The following is a 13,816-nucleotide window of genomic DNA, read 5'->3' as shown; positions in this document are numbered from 1 at the left end:
AACCTGCCCTCGCGGGCGGAAAGGAACTGTTATGCGTCTCGTCCCTGACGTGCGCCGCGTGGTGCTGTTGTCTCTCAGCTTCTGGATGCAGGTGTTCGGCCTCGCCGTGCTCATCCTGCCCGAGGTCTGGTATCACCTGACCGACCAGGACTATGACCCAAATGTCGCGTGGTGGCTCGGCGTTGGCCTTCTGCTCGCCGGCATCATCGGCCGCGTTTTCCAGCAGGGGCTTTCGCCTTGGAAGGAATGGCTGCGCATTGCAGCCGTGGCGGCCCTCGTCTTTGCGCTGGCGCTTCTGCTCGCTTGGCCATCCAGCGCATCGCCCTTGGCCGGAACCCCGGCGAACGAGGCGCAGACGCTTGAGATCGCTGTGCCCTTCATCGCCAAGGAAGAGGGCAAGCGCAACGTCGCCTATCGTGACGCGGTCGGGATCTGGACGATCTGCTACGGCTCGACGCGCGGCGTCCATGCCAACATGGTGCTGACCGACCAGCAGTGCATCGATCTTCTCAGGGTAGAGGTGGCCGAGCATCGCACCGGGCTCCACCGCTATTTCACGCCGGTGACGATCGCCGTTCGCCTGCCGGCGACGCGTGATGCGGCTTACACGTCGCTCGCCTTCAACGTCGGCCCGGCCGGGGCAGGCAAGAGCGCGGCAACGCGCCGTCTCAACGCCGGTGATATCGCCGGCGGCTGTCAGGCGATCACCTGGTTCGACCATGCTGGCCATAGGGTGCTGCGCGGTTTGTTCGAGCGGCGCCAGCGAGAGAAGGCGCTTTGCCTCGAGGGGGCGCACTGATGCCTAAGCTCATAGCAGCCTACACGACCCTGGAGCCGATTTATCCTGGTTTCGTGAACGTCAGCCGGAACGACGACGGCTCTGTCGTCATCTACGTCAGGGGCAGTCCCGAGATCCACGCTGACGGGGCCTATATCTGCGGCTTCGTCGCCGACAAGGGCAAACCGGGCCGCTGCACCCTCGGCGACCATGCCTGCAACAACTACTGCAATCTGGCAACCCAAAAGGGGCCGATGGTCGACAGTCCGGCACCATGCTCTCAAACGTTCGAGGGCAAGACGGCTGCGGTGCGGCTGACTGCCGACGAGTGGGTAAAGCTGCTCGAAGGGCTTGGTGGCCAATGATCGCCGCGCTCTACGCCATCCCCTATATCGGCCCGTTCCTTGCCTTCGCGACCTCGCGGTTCGGCCTGCCGATCGTCGTCGCCGGCGTGATCATCTTCTTCTACGAGGGTGTTCCGCTCGGGCCGCTCCGCGACATTCCCTATGTCGGCCCGGTGCTGGCCAGTGTCGCCGACGGCCGCGTCGATCGAGAGTACGCCGCCGGCCAGAAGGCCGATGCCGCGCTGTGGCAGGAAAAGATCAAGCTCGCCGCCATCGCCCAGGCGGCCGACATGAAAACCCGGCAGCAGGACATCGATGCCGCGGCCCAAGCCTACATCGACAAACAGCATAGCGACGCCGGCCGCATTGCCGAGCTGGTGCGTGCACAGAAGGACGAAGACAATGCGCCGCCTGATCCGACAAACCCTTCTGGTTGCAAGCCTGATGGCATCTCTGCAGGGGTGTCAGTGCGGCTCGATGCAATCGGCCGCTAGTCTTGCGCCGGCGCCGAAACCGCATGTCGATCCCAGCGTTCTGCAGGAGTGCGATAGTGTCGTCGATATTCCACACCGGTTCGTGCCGAGCGACGAAGAGGCGCGGTTGCATGCCGAGGACCGCCTAAGGCTGGGCGACTGCAAGCGCCTCGACCACGCCAAAGCCCTCATCATCGAGGCGCTGGTGAAATGACTTCAAAGCTCGACGAGATATCGGAGGCAATAGGTAGCCTTCGCTCTGAAGTAGCAGCGTTGCGCCGTGACTTCACCGACAGCGCCAAGCGAGCTGATGACCATCGAGCCGTGATCCACAAGCGGGTTGACGACCTGGTGCAGGACTTCGGCGACGTGAAAACGACCGTCGAGACGATGAAGGCTGATGTCGGCGACAGCAAGCTGATCACCGACGAGGTGAAGGAGTGGAAGCAGCGCGGCGTCGGCGCGCTGTTTGTGGCAGGCATAGCCGGCACCGCGCTTGGCGGGGCGGCAGTCGGCTTCATCGTCTACTGGTGGGAAGCGATCATGAAGGTGCTGCGCACCGCCTGATCTTCACCCCGGTTTTTGTGCCAGCAAGCGTTCCCCCTGAGTAAACCCCCGATCACCGGAGCGATCCCCAAATGTGCTCCAGACAAGAACTGAAACAGTTGCTTGAGCGCTCTCACGCGCTCTTGCTTTCGCTCGTTGAAAGGACCGAAATCATGACCGTCACACTCACCGGCCTACAGGACACACTGACGGCCAACACTGCGGCTGTCGCCGAAAGCACCGCTGCAATCGACGCTGCCATTGCGGCCGGCATCGGCACCGGCGGCACTTACGATACCGTCGTCCAGGAAGCGGTCGATGCAGCCACCGCCGCGCTGACCAGCAACACCACGGCGATCCAGGCGGCCACCGCCCAGCTTGCCGCTGCCACACCGGCCGCCGCTGCGACACCGCCCGCCGCCTAGCAGTCTCATCTACCCATCATTTCCAGTCTCCCCATCGGCTTCGGCCGGTGGGGATCTTTTTTGTTTCTTCGCGGCCATAGGCCTCAGATGACGGGATTCTCCTGAATGCTTTTATCGGCTATTGTGCGCAATTATGCCGCGCAGGAGTCTACTTCATGGCCGAAACCACGATTGAATGGACGGACGTCACTTGGAACCCGGTCGCCGGGTGCACAATCCTACCGCAGGCTGCACAAATTGCTATGCCATGAGAATGGCCGCGCGGCTGGAAGCTATGGGGATGGAGAAATACCATGGTCTAACTCGCAAGAGTGGGGGCGTGCGAAGTGGACTGGCAAGGTGGTAACCGACCCGAAGTTGCTCGCAATACCCGCAACCTGGTCAAAGCCCCGCCGGGTGTTCGTGAACTCAATGTCAGACCTGTTCCATGTTGATGTGCCGCCGGATATCATCCGCCAAGTCTGGACGGTGATGGATGGGACAGATATATGAGTAAAATCAAATAGTTATTGGAGGACGTGTGCAAAAAATGCACACGAAAGTTCTGCTTCTCTTCCATTTTCGTTCCTGCGATAGACCCGCCGATCAGTCTTTTGCCTGGCCGTGTGCCGCTACCAGTCGCCAGTTCGACCACGAGGATCGCCGCCGTATCCACCCCCAGCCGTCTGTTGCCAGGTTGGTGTTCTGCGATCAATTGCGCGTCTCCGACGGGGTTGAGCCAATAAAGCGCTGTTGCGTCTCCGCTGCGAGCATCCAGTTCCCTGGGGTTCTTGGAAGCTTTTCGGACTTTCTGCCTTGCGCCTCCGGCCGAATCGCGTGTGCTTATGAAGGAGATTGGGGCACCAGGACATACTTTTGGGCACGCTTGATTATCGCACTCGCGCTGGACCTGAATGCCCTCGGCAGTTCGTCGTAGCGAGATCTACCCAGACGTCGCGATCGATCGCCTGCCGGGGGTTCGAGTCGCTACCGCCTTTCCCCCACTCACTGAACTGCCAGTTCCGACTTCGCTGCTACGGCTGAGCGAAGCGAGCCTCTCTAACTACGAACCTGGGCGTCGGGAGTTCGAATCTCTTCGAGCGCGCCACTATTTTAAGCACTTAGGCGAAAGCTGCCGTGCGCGTGGTCTATCGGGAAAACACCCGGATCGACCGTTTGATCACCGGAATCCTGTACAAGCCTGTAGGCAGGGCGCCACCGGTATGGTGAGCAGCGCTCGCCGGCAGGTATGAGATACATTGCCTGCCGACGAGCCCTCTACGTCCAGCCCTACTTGGCCGGCTGGATGCTCGAAGCCGCCAGCTTGCCGGCCTTGGTCGAGTAGGTGACGACGACCTTTTCACCGACCTTGAGCGTCTCGGCCTCGATCCCTTCCGGCAAGATGAACGTCTTGCCGTCGGACAGCGTGATCGAATCGCCACCCTTGTCCACGCTTGCGATCGTGCCGGTGGCTGCCTTCGCGAAGGCACCGGTCGAGGATGCGAGGGCCAGTATCATTGCGGTTGCGATGACTGATTTTTTCATGTTCGTTTTCCCGTTTGGTTTTGTTGCGATGCCGAAAGGGGCCGTTGGGCCCGGAGCGGCAACGGTGACGATCCGGAGCGGTAGGCTTGCCGGATCATTTCTCTCATTCGAGAGAAGATGGGATCGAGCCTAGGCGGCAGAGTTTGCGACATGATGGCCGCTACTTTACAAATAGGTAAGTCCGGTGCGGATTGATCTTGGTTTTATGCATGTCGTTATCCCAAAACCGCTGCGCACTTTTGGGCGACATCCCTTAGAGATCCCGCAAGTGCTCTGCGTCCTGTCCGGACGAAGGCCTGGCCGACAGGACCGCGGCGACGACCGAAGCGGCGACAAGGCCGAGCACGACCCCCAGATAGGCCCAGGGGATCGACAGCGCCTCGGGCGGCGGGTCGAACACGCCGGTCAACAGCTTCACCAGCATCCACGCCGTCAGCAAGCCCGACAGCAGACCGAATGCGAAACCACCGACGAGGATGAGGAGGCCTTCGCTCCACAGAAAGGCCGCCAATTGCCGGGGCTTGGCGCCGATGGCGCTCAGTATGGCGAAGTTCCGGCGGCGCTCGATGAACCCCAATGCCAGCATCAGGCCGGCGGCGGCAGCCGCCATGACGACGGAAAACCCCAGTTCGATCGTCGTCAGCCCACCGAGGTCGACCGCCGTCAGGCTCGAGCCGATGAGATGGGCGGCCTGGCCGATGTCGGCAACCTTCAGCGACGGATCGAAGGAGAGCACCGAAGCGACTTGTCGCGCGAGCGTTGACGGATCGGCCTTTGCCCGCATCAGGACGTACTCGGATGCATCCGACCCGGTCATGCGGGCCACGTAGGTAGCGTTGGCGACGAGAAAGGAGTCCTTCGGCGCGGTCGGAAACTCACGCGCAACGCCGATGAACTTGAAGGCGATGGGATGGTACTGGTGATCTCTTGCGTCCATGAGCCGAAGATTGATCGTATCGCCTTGCTGGAGCTGGAAGTCCTGCACGGTCTCTTCCGACACCAGAACACCGTCGGGCGTCAGGGTGAGCTGGTCGAGCATGCTGGCCGCGCCGGCGCCGCTGAAATAGGCATCGGAAAGGCTCGTTGCGCGTTCGATACGCCTGGGGTCGATGCCATAGAGATCCTGCAGGTCGGCGCCGACATAGGCGAAGCGATGCTGCATGGGCTCCGCCGCGGCCGCCTCGGGCAGTGTGGCCAGCGCTGCCAGATGTGTCCCGGCCGGCCTGTCCGATGTGCCGAAGACGGTGACGTCGGAACCGTTGGTCAATTCCGCATCGATGCGCGCCTGTGCGTTGTAGGTGGTGTTGAAGATCGCGGTCGACGTGGCGAAGGAGATTGCCAGCGCGGTCATGGCGATGCCGACGGTCAGGCGCCCCGATTGCCGCGACAGCGCCGCCGATACGACAGCCGCGAGGGGTCCGGCGACTGGCGCGATGATCGCCCGAAGACCCCTGCCGTTGCGCGCGATGATGGTGCCCGACAGCCGCACCGTCAGCAGCGCCATGCCCAGCCAGAACAGCGCCGGCGCTATGAACGCCTTGTAGTCCACCGAGGTTGCGGCGACGCCTTCGGGCGCCAGCACGATCTGGTATCCGGTGCTCGCCGACTGCCAGAAGAAGAGCCCGGCTGCCGCGAGCAAAAGCATGTCGAGCCACAGGCGCTGCCAGAGCGGCGTCCCCGCCCGGCTGACGGTACGCCGCGCGGCACTGACAGTCGCCCAGCGCGCGTCGCGCCAGGCGGGAAACAGAAAGGCGGCGAAACCGACGAGCAGCCCGAACGAGGCGACAAGAAGCAGTGTCGGACCGCTCGCGCTCGCCGTTGCGTGCTGGCCCGGAGCGATGCGGCCGAAGAGCAGCGCTGTTGCTATGCCGAGCGCGGTTCCGCCGACAGCGGCGATCGCGGCCTCCGCCGCCGACAGGGACAGGATTGTCCTTGTCGTGGCGCCGCGGACGCGCAGCAGTGCCTGCTCCATCCGCCGGCGCGCCGCACCGGACGATGTGACCGCAAAGGTGAGCGCAACGGCCAGCGCAATGCCGGGCAGCCCGAGAAACAGGAACAGCACGGAGGCGTAAAGTGCGTCCTCGCGGACTGCTCCGAGGCGGGAGCCGAGATTGTCGGCGACCAGAGCCTGCCCCACGATCCGCGCCTCGAGATTGCGCTGTGCACCGGTGACGAATGTATAGGCTGTGACCGGGTCGGGCGGCAGCGCCTCATGGGCGAGCCGCACATGCCATTGCAGCCTGGTTGTGTCGGGGCGTATTTTCTGCTGCGGGTCGAACAATTGCCGCCAGTCCTGCTGCGGCAGCACGAGCACATTGTCAGGCGGCGCCTGCGGAGCAGCCTGAGGCGGTAGGCCCACCGCCTGGAACAGCGAATCCGCGTCGGGAAGGTCGATCACGCCGGCGACCTTGACCTCTGCCGGCGGCAGCCCGATCCGCTTGATCGACACCATGTCGCCGGGGCCGACATGAAGGTTGGCCGCCGTCTGCTGGGCAATGAGAACGCCGTCGGTCTTGCCGGAAAGCGGCCGGACCTCCGCCGGAAAGTCTTTCGCATAGAAGCTGTCGAAGGCGACGACCTGGCCTGGTCCGGTGGTCTGCGTCGTGCCGCCGGTCTGGGCTTCGAAAGCGGCGACATCCGCGTAGCGGACCTGGTGAACGGCCTTGACCGGCGCGGCCTCAGTCAGCGCCTTGCCGATCAGGTCCGGGTCGGCACCGGAAATCACCTGGACCTGCCAGTCGATCGGCACGGCCGATATGGCGCGCGCCGTCATCGAGGTGCCGGCGTTGGCAAGAAAAAGCGCCATCGCCGCCAGCAGCGCCACGGTCAGCGCGACACCTGCCGTGGCACCGGCAACGCGCAACAGACGGCGGGCGAGAATGCCGCGTATCCACAACATGAGCATCATGCCGCCTCGCTTCTCGGTCGCCCTGCGATCAGCCGGCCGTGGTCCATCGTCCACCGCGTCGCCATCCGGGCGGCCACGGCTTCATCATGCGTCGCCACGACCAGGGCTATGTCCGTGCCCTCCAGGCGATCCAGCACGGCGTCGAAGAACAATTGCGCCGTGATGCTGTCGAGTTGCCCAGTCGGCTCGTCGGCAAGAACCAGCTTCGGTCCTGTGGCCAGCGCCCGGGCCATCACAATGCGCTGCGACTGTCCGCCGGACAATTCCTCCGGCAGTTTGTCGCCAAGCTCGCCGAGACCGAACGATTCCAGCAGTGCTGCCGCAGTTTCGTCCGCGGCCGCGCTTTCACCGGCCAGCACCATGGGCAGGCCGACATTCTGAGCCGCGGTGAGTGCGGGAAACAGGCTGGGCGACTGGAACACAAATCCGACCTGGCGCGGCCGCAGTTCCTCGAACGGGCCGAGCCCCGGCCATTCGACGGTGCCGGTCGTCGGCCTGTCCAGCCCGCCAATAATATGCAGCAGCGTCGTCTTGCCGCTGCCGGAAGGCCCGACCAGGGCAATGCGCGCGCCCGCCGCGATCTCGCAGTCGACATCGCGCAAGACGGTGATCCGGCCGGCGTTCCCATCATGAAAGTCGCGGCCAAGACCTTTGCCGACAACGAGGGTCCTACTCACTGTCGATCCTCCCGTCTCTCAGACGGATGATCCGGTCGGCTTTTTGCGCCAGCGCTTTGCTGTGGGTTGCGAGCAGCGTCGCCAATCCGGCTTCGCGTCTGGCCTCGAACTGCTCGATCAGCCCTGATTCGGTGTCGCGGTCGACCTCCGCGGTCGGCTCATCGGCAACCAGAATGGGCGGGTCCGCGGCCAGCGCCACGGCAAGGCCGGCGCGCGCCGTCTCGCCGCCCGAAAGCTCGGTTGGAAATGCCTGCGCGCGATGCGACAGGCCGACGCTTTCCAGCAGCGCGCCAATTCGTTTCTCGTCCTGCTTTCCCGCCAGCAGCATCTGCAAACGGACGTTCTGTTCGACGCTCAGGTGGCCAAACAAATTGCCGGACTGCAGGAGGATGCCGAAATTGGCGGCGCGAATGCGCGTGCGCTCGGCCTCCGATCGCCGGGTCAGGCGCAGGCCGGCCACCTCGACATGACCACCATCCGGCTCGTCCAGCCCGGTTACGCAGGCCAGCAAGGTGGATTTGCCGCTGCCGGACGGCCCCGTCAGGGCGACGATCTCGCCGGCCGACAGCCGAAAACTAACACCGCGCAGTGCCGCCGTCTCGTCGTCGCCGATGTGATAGAACCGATAGAGTTCGTGCGCGTCCAGCGCGTGCATCTCACTTCCACCGCAACGAGTTGGACATCAACTGCCACTGGTCGACATTGTCGGCGCCCTTTGGCGCATAGAGTTCGAGCGTGACGAGCTTGCCGTCCTTGAAATAGAGGTAGCGCTCGTTCTCCAGGCGGACCTGCTTGTTGGTCACCGCATTCGGTTCGGAGTTGGACGTGTAGACGATGCGGATTGCCGGCCCCGCCGGCAGCTTGACCTGTTTGACCGCCGTCACCCGAATGGCTCGACCGGTGGATTGCAGCTTCGGAACATAGTCCGCCTTGACGCTGTCGACGGTCGGCGCGGCGTCCGCCTTCGCCGCGGAGACAACGACGCCGTCGAGCTTGTCGACGAAGCTGGCGCCGTCGGCATGATCCGACCGCGCCCAGCCCTCCGGCACCTTCATGGTGAAGCCTAGCGGCGAGGCATAATCGATGAAGACCTGCGTATCGGGAATGTCGCCAGGAGGGTTCTTTTCCGCGGGGACGACCTTCTCGGCCGCCAACGCCGGCAGATTTCCGAAACCTGGAACAAGCGCGCCGGCAGCGCCGAGACATGCCGCGACAGTAAGGATCGGCAGAATCCGGCTGATTTTTCGATGAGCGGACATCATTTGAGCGGCCTTTCGAGTTGAAGGGCGAATGCACTCACTATCGCGCGTCAAGCTTACGGGCACGTCGCCTGGTTCATACGGATTGGTAAGCTTGGAGGGCGGCCGCTTAGCCAGTCGCTGTCTTGGCAGCCGGAAAACTGACGACCACCGCGAGGCCGGGATGGCGGTCTTCCAGGGCAATGGATGCGCCGTGCAGATCGGCTATGGCGCGCACCAGGCTAAGCCCAAGGCCGCTGCCGGGCGTCGAGCGGCTGTTGTCCAGCCGGTAGAGCCGCTGGAATACTTTTTCGCGTTCCTCGAGTGGAATGCCAGGGCCGTCATCGCCGACTTTCGCAAAAATGCGGTCATCCCTGGGGATCACCGACAATTCGATGGCCGTGCCTGCCGGGCAATGCCGCAAGGCATTCTCCACCAGATTGGCGAACATCTGCGTCAACAATTCCCAATCGCCGTGGATCTGGCATTGTGTGCCTTGAAATATCTTTGCCGTCAGCGACTTTCCGTCATCCTCGGCAACGTCCGCATAGATTTCGGCAATGGTCTCGACGACGCCATTGACGTCCAGATCGATGAAGCGCGCCTTGCGCGCTCCAGCCTCGATCTGTGCGATGCGCAGAAGCGCGTCGAAAGTCTCATTGATCTGAAGACCCTCCGCGCGCGCTTCCGCCAAATCATCTGAAACCCCCTCGCCCAAAGCGGTCTTGTCGGCGGCGGCTTCCAAAATCATCTGCAGGCGGTTAAGCGGCGTCTTCAAATCATGCGCGATGTTGGCGCTGACCTGCTTCATGCCTTCGACCAGCGCCGACAGCCGGTCGAGCGCTGCGTTGACCTGGGCGGAGACACCGTCGATATCGTCGCCGTTGCCAACCAGGGGAATGCGGGCATCAAGCCGCCCATGGGAGACGTCCACCATGGTGGCGGCAATTCCATCGAGGCGGCGCTGGACACGCGACGCCAGCAAGGCGCCGCCGGCCACCGCCAGACCGGTGATGATCAGGGTTGCCCAGCCGAAGCTCATCAGCACGATGGTTTCCAGCTCCTCGGTCTCGGAAAGGCTGAACGCGACCGTCAGATTGTTTGCGCCAACCGAACCGGACCAGGCCCGGTAGACGGTGCCGGCCGGCACGCCGGGCATGGTAGCGTCAAACATCGAGAAGCCGTCGGGAAGGTCCGCTGCGGTAAAGTTGCCGGCAAGATGATTGCCGGCCGGACCGGTCAGCGAGAACAGCTGCTCCTTCTTGGTTGAGAGCGCGGCATGGCTGTCGACCGTGGCAAGCAGATCCTCCAGGTCGCTTTCGGCATAAGTTGCCGCCACCACGGAATAGGTCTCCTTGATGGATTCATCGAGCCGCTCGGCAAGGTCGGCGCTCATCAGCTGATAGACGATGGCACCCGACAGGATAAAGGCAAGCACGAACAGGAAGGCGAAGGTCAATGCGAGCCGGAAAGGCGTGCTGCGAAGCAGGCTGAAACGCGGTCTAAAGCGGCGCATGCAGACTGTAGCCGGTGTTGCGGACAGTATGGATAAGCTGGGTTTCAAACGGTTTGTCGATCTTGGCCCTTAACCGGCTGATATGGGTCTCGACCACGCTGGTCTTGGGATCGAAATGGAAGTCCCAGACGCGTTCCAGCAACATGGTCCGGGTGATGACCCGCCCTTCGCCGCGCATCAGGACTTCGAGCAGGCTGAATTCCCTTGGCTGCAGGTCGATCGTATGACCCTGCCTGGTGACGCGGCGCATGATCAGGTCCATTTCGAGATCGGCGACCCGCAATGCGGTCTTCTGCTCCTGCGCCGCCGGCCGGCGGCCAAGGGCGTTGATGCGGGCGAGCAACTCGGAAAAGGCGAATGGCTTGACGAGATAATCGTCGCCGCCTGCTTCAAGGCCTTCGACCCGGTCGTCGACGCCACCAACCGAGGTCAAGAAGATCGCCGGTGTCCTCACCCCTGCGGCACGGACCGCCTTGATCATCGACAGGCCGTCCAGGCCGGGGATCATCCGATCCGCGATGATCACGTCATAGGCGTCGCGTGTCGCCGCAAAGAGCGCGTCGTGCCCATTGCGCAGCAGGTCGCAAACATGCCCGGCTTCGGTCAATCCCTTGACGACATAATCGGCGGTCCTGGGGTCATCCTCAACAAGGAGAAGTCGCATCGTCGTTCCGGTCTGTTGCCGACATTTCAAGGTGGCATGCTAGCACCGGCAGCGACCCGTTCCTAGAATATCGGCCAGCGCCTGGTCGCTCGTTGTCGTTGAACATGCCCACAGTGTCATCCGGCCGGATCGCGCGCAGGAACAAGCATCCTGCGAAGCACGGTGTCTTTCAAAACAAAATGATGGAAAAGTGCCGCGCCGGCATGAAGGCCGATCAGGACGATGAACACCGGCTTTGCCCAGGCATGGATATCGCCCATCCAGTCCCAGACATAAAAGGCCAGAAGCCCGGAAACAGGGACGGCAACGAGAAGGCAATAGAACAGCACATGCGTTGCCCTGGAAGTGAAAGCCATCCATTTCGGCATTGTCGATTGCCTATCGGGCGCGCCGACGAAGAGGCGGACGGCCAAGCGGACGAACACCAGCACCAGGATCGACCAGCCAACCCAGTAATGAGCAGACCCCATGGTTTGCTCGTATGGCGACAGCTGGCGTCCGTCCGCCGCCGCATCAACAAACGTCGTCATGCTTTCTCCAAACAAGAGCTGAAACAGGACAAGCACTGCTACCGTCCAATGCAGACCAATCTGGAGACGGCTATAGCCGAATTTCTCGGAGTTCATTTTCTGTCCATGGGGTGGCTGGCGATAGCTGCTGATCGCGATGCTAGGCCAAGGGATTGATCGGGGTGTCGGCAGCTTCGCTATGCGATCCTGTCCGCGGTGTTCCTTGTCGCATCATGCAGCCGCTTCATTCTTGTTCCGATTGAAGCAGGATTTCGTCGGTCTGGTCGACGTCTCTCTTCAGCGTCATGTAAAGAACAAGCGCGGCGATGCAGCCAAGGAAGAGGATGCTGGTCAAGGTCGTGCCAAAGCCCAAGCCTCCATATTCAACCGGTTGCGAGAGCAAGTCGCCGAATGAGGCGCCGAGCGGCCGCGTCAGAATGTAGGCGAGCCAAAAGGCAAGAATGCCGTCCAGCTTGAGAACATAATAGGCAAAGGCGATGAGTGCGATGACGCCGCCGAACAACAGGCCGGCGGTGAGGTAGCCCACGTCGAAGCTTTCCGCGATCAGGTCGCCCGCCGCGGTGCCCAGCGAGAAGGTGAAAAGGATCGCCAGCCAGTAGAAGATCTCACGCCTTGTTGTGAAGATGGTGTGGATCGACAGCGTTCTTTCGCTGGCATACCAGACCGCGAAGGTCGCGGCGAGCACAACGCTGAACGCAATCGTCGTCGTTTCAAGCCGCACGCCGAAATTGTCGACAAGGTTATCGGTGACCAGGGTGCCGACGATGCTGATCAGCACCACCGCAAGCCAGTAGGCCCATGGCACGTAGCGTTTCTGGGCAAACTGCAGGATGAGTGCGACAACCAGAATGCCGGTCATGATCAGTGACGTCACCGTCAAACCAAGGCCGAGATTGACAGCAAGATAGTCAGCCGCCGTCTCGCCCATGGTCACCGCCAAGAGCTTGATCAGCCAGAAATCGACGGTGACATCGGGAACCCGGTTAAGAGCAGGCGCGAAACGTTGAGCGGCTGGCGAGAGCATGGCTGTATCCTGTCGTTGATGGGGAGGTAGGGTGGACTTACTTGCCCAGGATTTTCATGGCCTGAGCGAAGAAGTCGTCGGCGCGCTTGTCGTCGTCGGCGTTGCAGCGCTCGATGCCCTTGGTCTCCAGCTCGGAAACCTTGGTCTTGTCCGTATCGCCGAGTTTCGCTTCAGCTTCGGCGGCGCGCAGGGTCTTGAGCGTCTCTTCGCAAGGCGCTGGTGCGGCAGAGGCGGATGCAATCGGGTTGGCGATGGCAAGTGCTGCGAGCGCGAGGGCGAGAACGAGTTTGTTCATGGGGCATTTTCCTTCTTTGGCGCCGGTCTACCGGCAGCGTCGATCGATTTCCGGCCAAGTCGACCGGCAGCAGGGACGATAGGGACGCAAATTCGCCGGCATCTGTCCGGTGGCTTACATTTTCGTAAGAAAGGGCGCGAAAGCCACAAATGCCTCGCCATGACCTCGCCATGAACAGGCAGAAAGAGTAGTGGGCGGGCTCTTGCCAAATTCCACAGGCTTGCCGGAGTCACGAACGCAATGGTTTATGTCTCTCTCAACCCAAAGGCGCGACCAACGCAAACGCCTGATTGTCGTACGGATCGCGGCGGTCGTGGCCATAGCCCTGCTGCTGTTTGGAAAGCCGGGCCTGACCGAGGGATCGGAGGGACACGAGCACATCGAACTGCTCGGCTTCATCCTCATCCTGATCTGCGTCGGCAGCCGGCTCTGGAGCATTCTCTACGTCGGCGGCAAAAAGAACGACGAGCTGATTTCCATGGGGCCATACTCGATGACCCAGAACCCGCTCTATTTCTTCTCCACGCTCGGCGCGGCGGGCATCGGATTGATGTACGGATCCTTGCTGGCTGCCATGGCACTGGGTCTGGCCAGCATCATCGTCTTCCGGGTGACGGCGCGCAAGGAAGCCGAATATCTCCTGGGAAAATTCGGCCCCGCCTATCGTGGCTATGCAGAGCGGACGCCGCGATTCTGGCCGAACCCGTTTCTGTTTCGCGACCAGGCCGAATGGCGGTTCTCGACGCACGCGTTGAAGCGAACATTCTTTGATGGGCTCTATTTCCTCGCCGCCTTCCCGGCGATCGAAGCGATCGAGTATTTCAGGGCTAGCGGCATTCTACCGACGTTGTTCACCCTCTATTGAGTAGAGCCG

18 protein-coding genes and 1 pseudogene are annotated in these 13,816 nt (G+C 62.3%); 8 read left to right on the top strand and 11 right to left on the bottom strand.

The genetic code is table 11. The features are described from left to right. Nucleotides 1-31: 31 nt before the first annotated feature. The 7 genes and pseudogenes from AC56QQ_RS29335 to AC56QQ_RS29305 all read left to right on the top strand — a co-directional run. Nucleotides 32-799 (top strand): lysozyme, encoded by a 768-nt coding sequence (locus AC56QQ_RS29335; protein ID WP_497124318.1) that lies wholly within the window; start codon nucleotides 32-34, stop codon nucleotides 797-799. Continuing rightward, nucleotides 799-1,143 (top strand): hypothetical protein, encoded by a 345-nt coding sequence (locus AC56QQ_RS29330; protein WP_497124317.1) that lies wholly within the window; start codon nucleotides 799-801, stop codon nucleotides 1,141-1,143. The genes AC56QQ_RS29335 and AC56QQ_RS29330 overlap by 1 nt, the downstream gene beginning before the upstream one ends. Beyond that, entirely contained in the window at nucleotides 1,140-1,616 is a 477-nt protein-coding gene (locus AC56QQ_RS29325; protein ID WP_497124316.1) for a hypothetical protein, read from the top strand. The genes AC56QQ_RS29330 and AC56QQ_RS29325 overlap by 4 nt, the downstream gene beginning before the upstream one ends. Continuing rightward, a complete protein-coding gene (locus tag AC56QQ_RS29320) occupies nucleotides 1,600-1,809 on the top strand; it encodes a hypothetical protein (protein ID WP_497124315.1) in 210 nt (69 codons plus the stop codon). Before AC56QQ_RS29325 ends, AC56QQ_RS29320 begins: the two co-directional genes overlap by 17 nt. Next, on the top strand, nucleotides 1,806-2,162 hold the full coding sequence (locus AC56QQ_RS29315; RefSeq protein WP_497124314.1) for a DUF1515 family protein: 357 nt from the start codon (nucleotides 1,806-1,808) through the stop codon (nucleotides 2,160-2,162). Before AC56QQ_RS29320 ends, AC56QQ_RS29315 begins: the two co-directional genes overlap by 4 nt. Nucleotides 2,163-2,314: 152 nt before the next feature. Further along, nucleotides 2,315-2,566, top strand: coding sequence for a hypothetical protein (locus tag AC56QQ_RS29310; protein ID WP_497124313.1), 252 nt, complete (start codon nucleotides 2,315-2,317; stop codon nucleotides 2,564-2,566). Nucleotides 2,567-2,721: 155 nt separating this feature from the next. After that, nucleotides 2,722-3,049, top strand: a pseudogene (locus tag AC56QQ_RS29305) (DUF5131 family protein); the annotation flags it as partial. Here AC56QQ_RS29305 and AC56QQ_RS29300 read toward each other — a convergent pair. The 11 genes from AC56QQ_RS29300 to AC56QQ_RS29250 form a co-directional block, all read right to left on the bottom strand. Continuing rightward, entirely contained in the window at nucleotides 3,015-3,260 is a 246-nt protein-coding gene (locus AC56QQ_RS29300) for a hypothetical protein (protein WP_497129277.1), read from the bottom strand. The pseudogene AC56QQ_RS29305 and the gene AC56QQ_RS29300 overlap by 35 nt on opposite strands. Nucleotides 3,261-3,835: 575 nt before the next feature. Then, entirely contained in the window at nucleotides 3,836-4,090 is a 255-nt protein-coding gene (locus AC56QQ_RS29295) for a DUF1344 domain-containing protein (protein WP_497124312.1), read from the bottom strand. Nucleotides 4,091-4,343: 253 nt separating this feature from the next. After that, entirely contained in the window at nucleotides 4,344-6,998 is a 2,655-nt protein-coding gene (locus AC56QQ_RS29290; RefSeq protein WP_497124311.1) for an ABC transporter permease, read from the bottom strand. Then, the gene (locus tag AC56QQ_RS29285; protein WP_497124310.1) at nucleotides 6,995-7,675 is read right to left on the bottom strand and encodes an ABC transporter ATP-binding protein; all 681 of its coding nucleotides are present in this window, start codon (nucleotides 7,673-7,675) and stop codon (nucleotides 6,995-6,997) included. The genes AC56QQ_RS29290 and AC56QQ_RS29285 overlap by 4 nt, the downstream gene beginning before the upstream one ends. Further along, a complete protein-coding gene (locus tag AC56QQ_RS29280; RefSeq protein WP_497124309.1) occupies nucleotides 7,668-8,330 on the bottom strand; it encodes an ABC transporter ATP-binding protein in 663 nt (220 codons plus the stop codon). The genes AC56QQ_RS29285 and AC56QQ_RS29280 overlap by 8 nt, the downstream gene beginning before the upstream one ends. A gap of 1 nt (nucleotide 8,331) precedes the next feature. Further along, nucleotides 8,332-8,934, bottom strand: coding sequence for a hypothetical protein (locus AC56QQ_RS29275; RefSeq protein ID WP_497124308.1), 603 nt, complete (start codon nucleotides 8,932-8,934; stop codon nucleotides 8,332-8,334). 109 nt (nucleotides 8,935-9,043) lie between these two features. Continuing rightward, complete coding sequence (locus AC56QQ_RS29270) at nucleotides 9,044-10,429, bottom strand: sensor histidine kinase (protein ID WP_497124307.1); 1,386 nt, start codon at nucleotides 10,427-10,429, stop codon at nucleotides 9,044-9,046. Further along, entirely contained in the window at nucleotides 10,416-11,093 is a 678-nt protein-coding gene (locus AC56QQ_RS29265; RefSeq protein ID WP_497124306.1) for a winged helix-turn-helix domain-containing protein, read from the bottom strand. The genes AC56QQ_RS29270 and AC56QQ_RS29265 overlap by 14 nt, the downstream gene beginning before the upstream one ends. Before the next feature lie 116 nt (nucleotides 11,094-11,209). After that, nucleotides 11,210-11,719, bottom strand: a complete 510-nt coding sequence (locus AC56QQ_RS29260) for a cytochrome b (RefSeq protein ID WP_497124305.1) — start codon at nucleotides 11,717-11,719, stop codon at nucleotides 11,210-11,212. 127 nt (nucleotides 11,720-11,846) lie between these two features. Further along, on the bottom strand, nucleotides 11,847-12,647 hold the full coding sequence (locus AC56QQ_RS29255) for a COG4705 family protein (protein ID WP_497124304.1): 801 nt from the start codon (nucleotides 12,645-12,647) through the stop codon (nucleotides 11,847-11,849). A 37-nt stretch (nucleotides 12,648-12,684) separates the two neighbouring features. Next, on the bottom strand, nucleotides 12,685-12,942 hold the full coding sequence (locus tag AC56QQ_RS29250) for a hypothetical protein (RefSeq protein ID WP_497124303.1): 258 nt from the start codon (nucleotides 12,940-12,942) through the stop codon (nucleotides 12,685-12,687). Between the two features lie 247 nt (nucleotides 12,943-13,189). On the opposite strand from AC56QQ_RS29250, the gene AC56QQ_RS29245 reads away from it, so the two are divergent. After that, on the top strand, nucleotides 13,190-13,807 hold the full coding sequence (locus AC56QQ_RS29245) for a methyltransferase family protein (RefSeq protein ID WP_497124302.1): 618 nt from the start codon (nucleotides 13,190-13,192) through the stop codon (nucleotides 13,805-13,807). Nucleotides 13,808-13,816 lie beyond the last annotated feature (9 nt).

This window comes from Mesorhizobium sp. RCAM 05099, assembly GCF_059683685.1.
This window is presented reverse-complemented; position numbering and strand designations above follow the sequence as displayed.

Excerpts from the sequence above, each read along its gene's own strand:
- AC56QQ_RS29295 (WP_497124312.1), bottom strand. The coding sequence starts at position 4,090 with ATGAAAAAATCAGTCATCGCAACCGCAATGATACTGGCCCTCGCATCC.
- AC56QQ_RS29315 (WP_497124314.1), top strand. The coding sequence starts at position 1,806 with ATGACTTCAAAGCTCGACGAGATATCGGAGGCAATAGGTAGCCTTCGC.
- AC56QQ_RS29330 (WP_497124317.1), top strand. The coding sequence starts at position 799 with ATGCCTAAGCTCATAGCAGCCTACACGACCCTGGAGCCGATTTATCCT.
- AC56QQ_RS29335 (WP_497124318.1), top strand. The coding sequence starts at position 32 with ATGCGTCTCGTCCCTGACGTGCGCCGCGTGGTGCTGTTGTCTCTCAGC.
- AC56QQ_RS29270 (WP_497124307.1), bottom strand. The coding sequence starts at position 10,429 with ATGCGCCGCTTTAGACCGCGTTTCAGCCTGCTTCGCAGCACGCCTTTC.
- AC56QQ_RS29280 (WP_497124309.1), bottom strand. The coding sequence starts at position 8,330 with ATGCACGCGCTGGACGCGCACGAACTCTATCGGTTCTATCACATCGGC.
- AC56QQ_RS29275 (WP_497124308.1), bottom strand. The coding sequence starts at position 8,934 with ATGTCCGCTCATCGAAAAATCAGCCGGATTCTGCCGATCCTTACTGTC.
- AC56QQ_RS29245 (WP_497124302.1), top strand. The coding sequence starts at position 13,190 with ATGTCTCTCTCAACCCAAAGGCGCGACCAACGCAAACGCCTGATTGTC.
- AC56QQ_RS29325 (WP_497124316.1), top strand. The coding sequence starts at position 1,140 with ATGATCGCCGCGCTCTACGCCATCCCCTATATCGGCCCGTTCCTTGCC.
- AC56QQ_RS29260 (WP_497124305.1), bottom strand. The coding sequence starts at position 11,719 with ATGAACTCCGAGAAATTCGGCTATAGCCGTCTCCAGATTGGTCTGCAT.
- AC56QQ_RS29250 (WP_497124303.1), bottom strand. The coding sequence starts at position 12,942 with ATGAACAAACTCGTTCTCGCCCTCGCGCTCGCAGCACTTGCCATCGCC.
- AC56QQ_RS29320 (WP_497124315.1), top strand. The coding sequence starts at position 1,600 with ATGCAATCGGCCGCTAGTCTTGCGCCGGCGCCGAAACCGCATGTCGAT.
- AC56QQ_RS29310 (WP_497124313.1), top strand. The coding sequence starts at position 2,315 with ATGACCGTCACACTCACCGGCCTACAGGACACACTGACGGCCAACACT.
- AC56QQ_RS29290 (WP_497124311.1), bottom strand. The coding sequence starts at position 6,998 with ATGATGCTCATGTTGTGGATACGCGGCATTCTCGCCCGCCGTCTGTTG.
- AC56QQ_RS29265 (WP_497124306.1), bottom strand. The coding sequence starts at position 11,093 with ATGCGACTTCTCCTTGTTGAGGATGACCCCAGGACCGCCGATTATGTC.
- AC56QQ_RS29255 (WP_497124304.1), bottom strand. The coding sequence starts at position 12,647 with ATGCTCTCGCCAGCCGCTCAACGTTTCGCGCCTGCTCTTAACCGGGTT.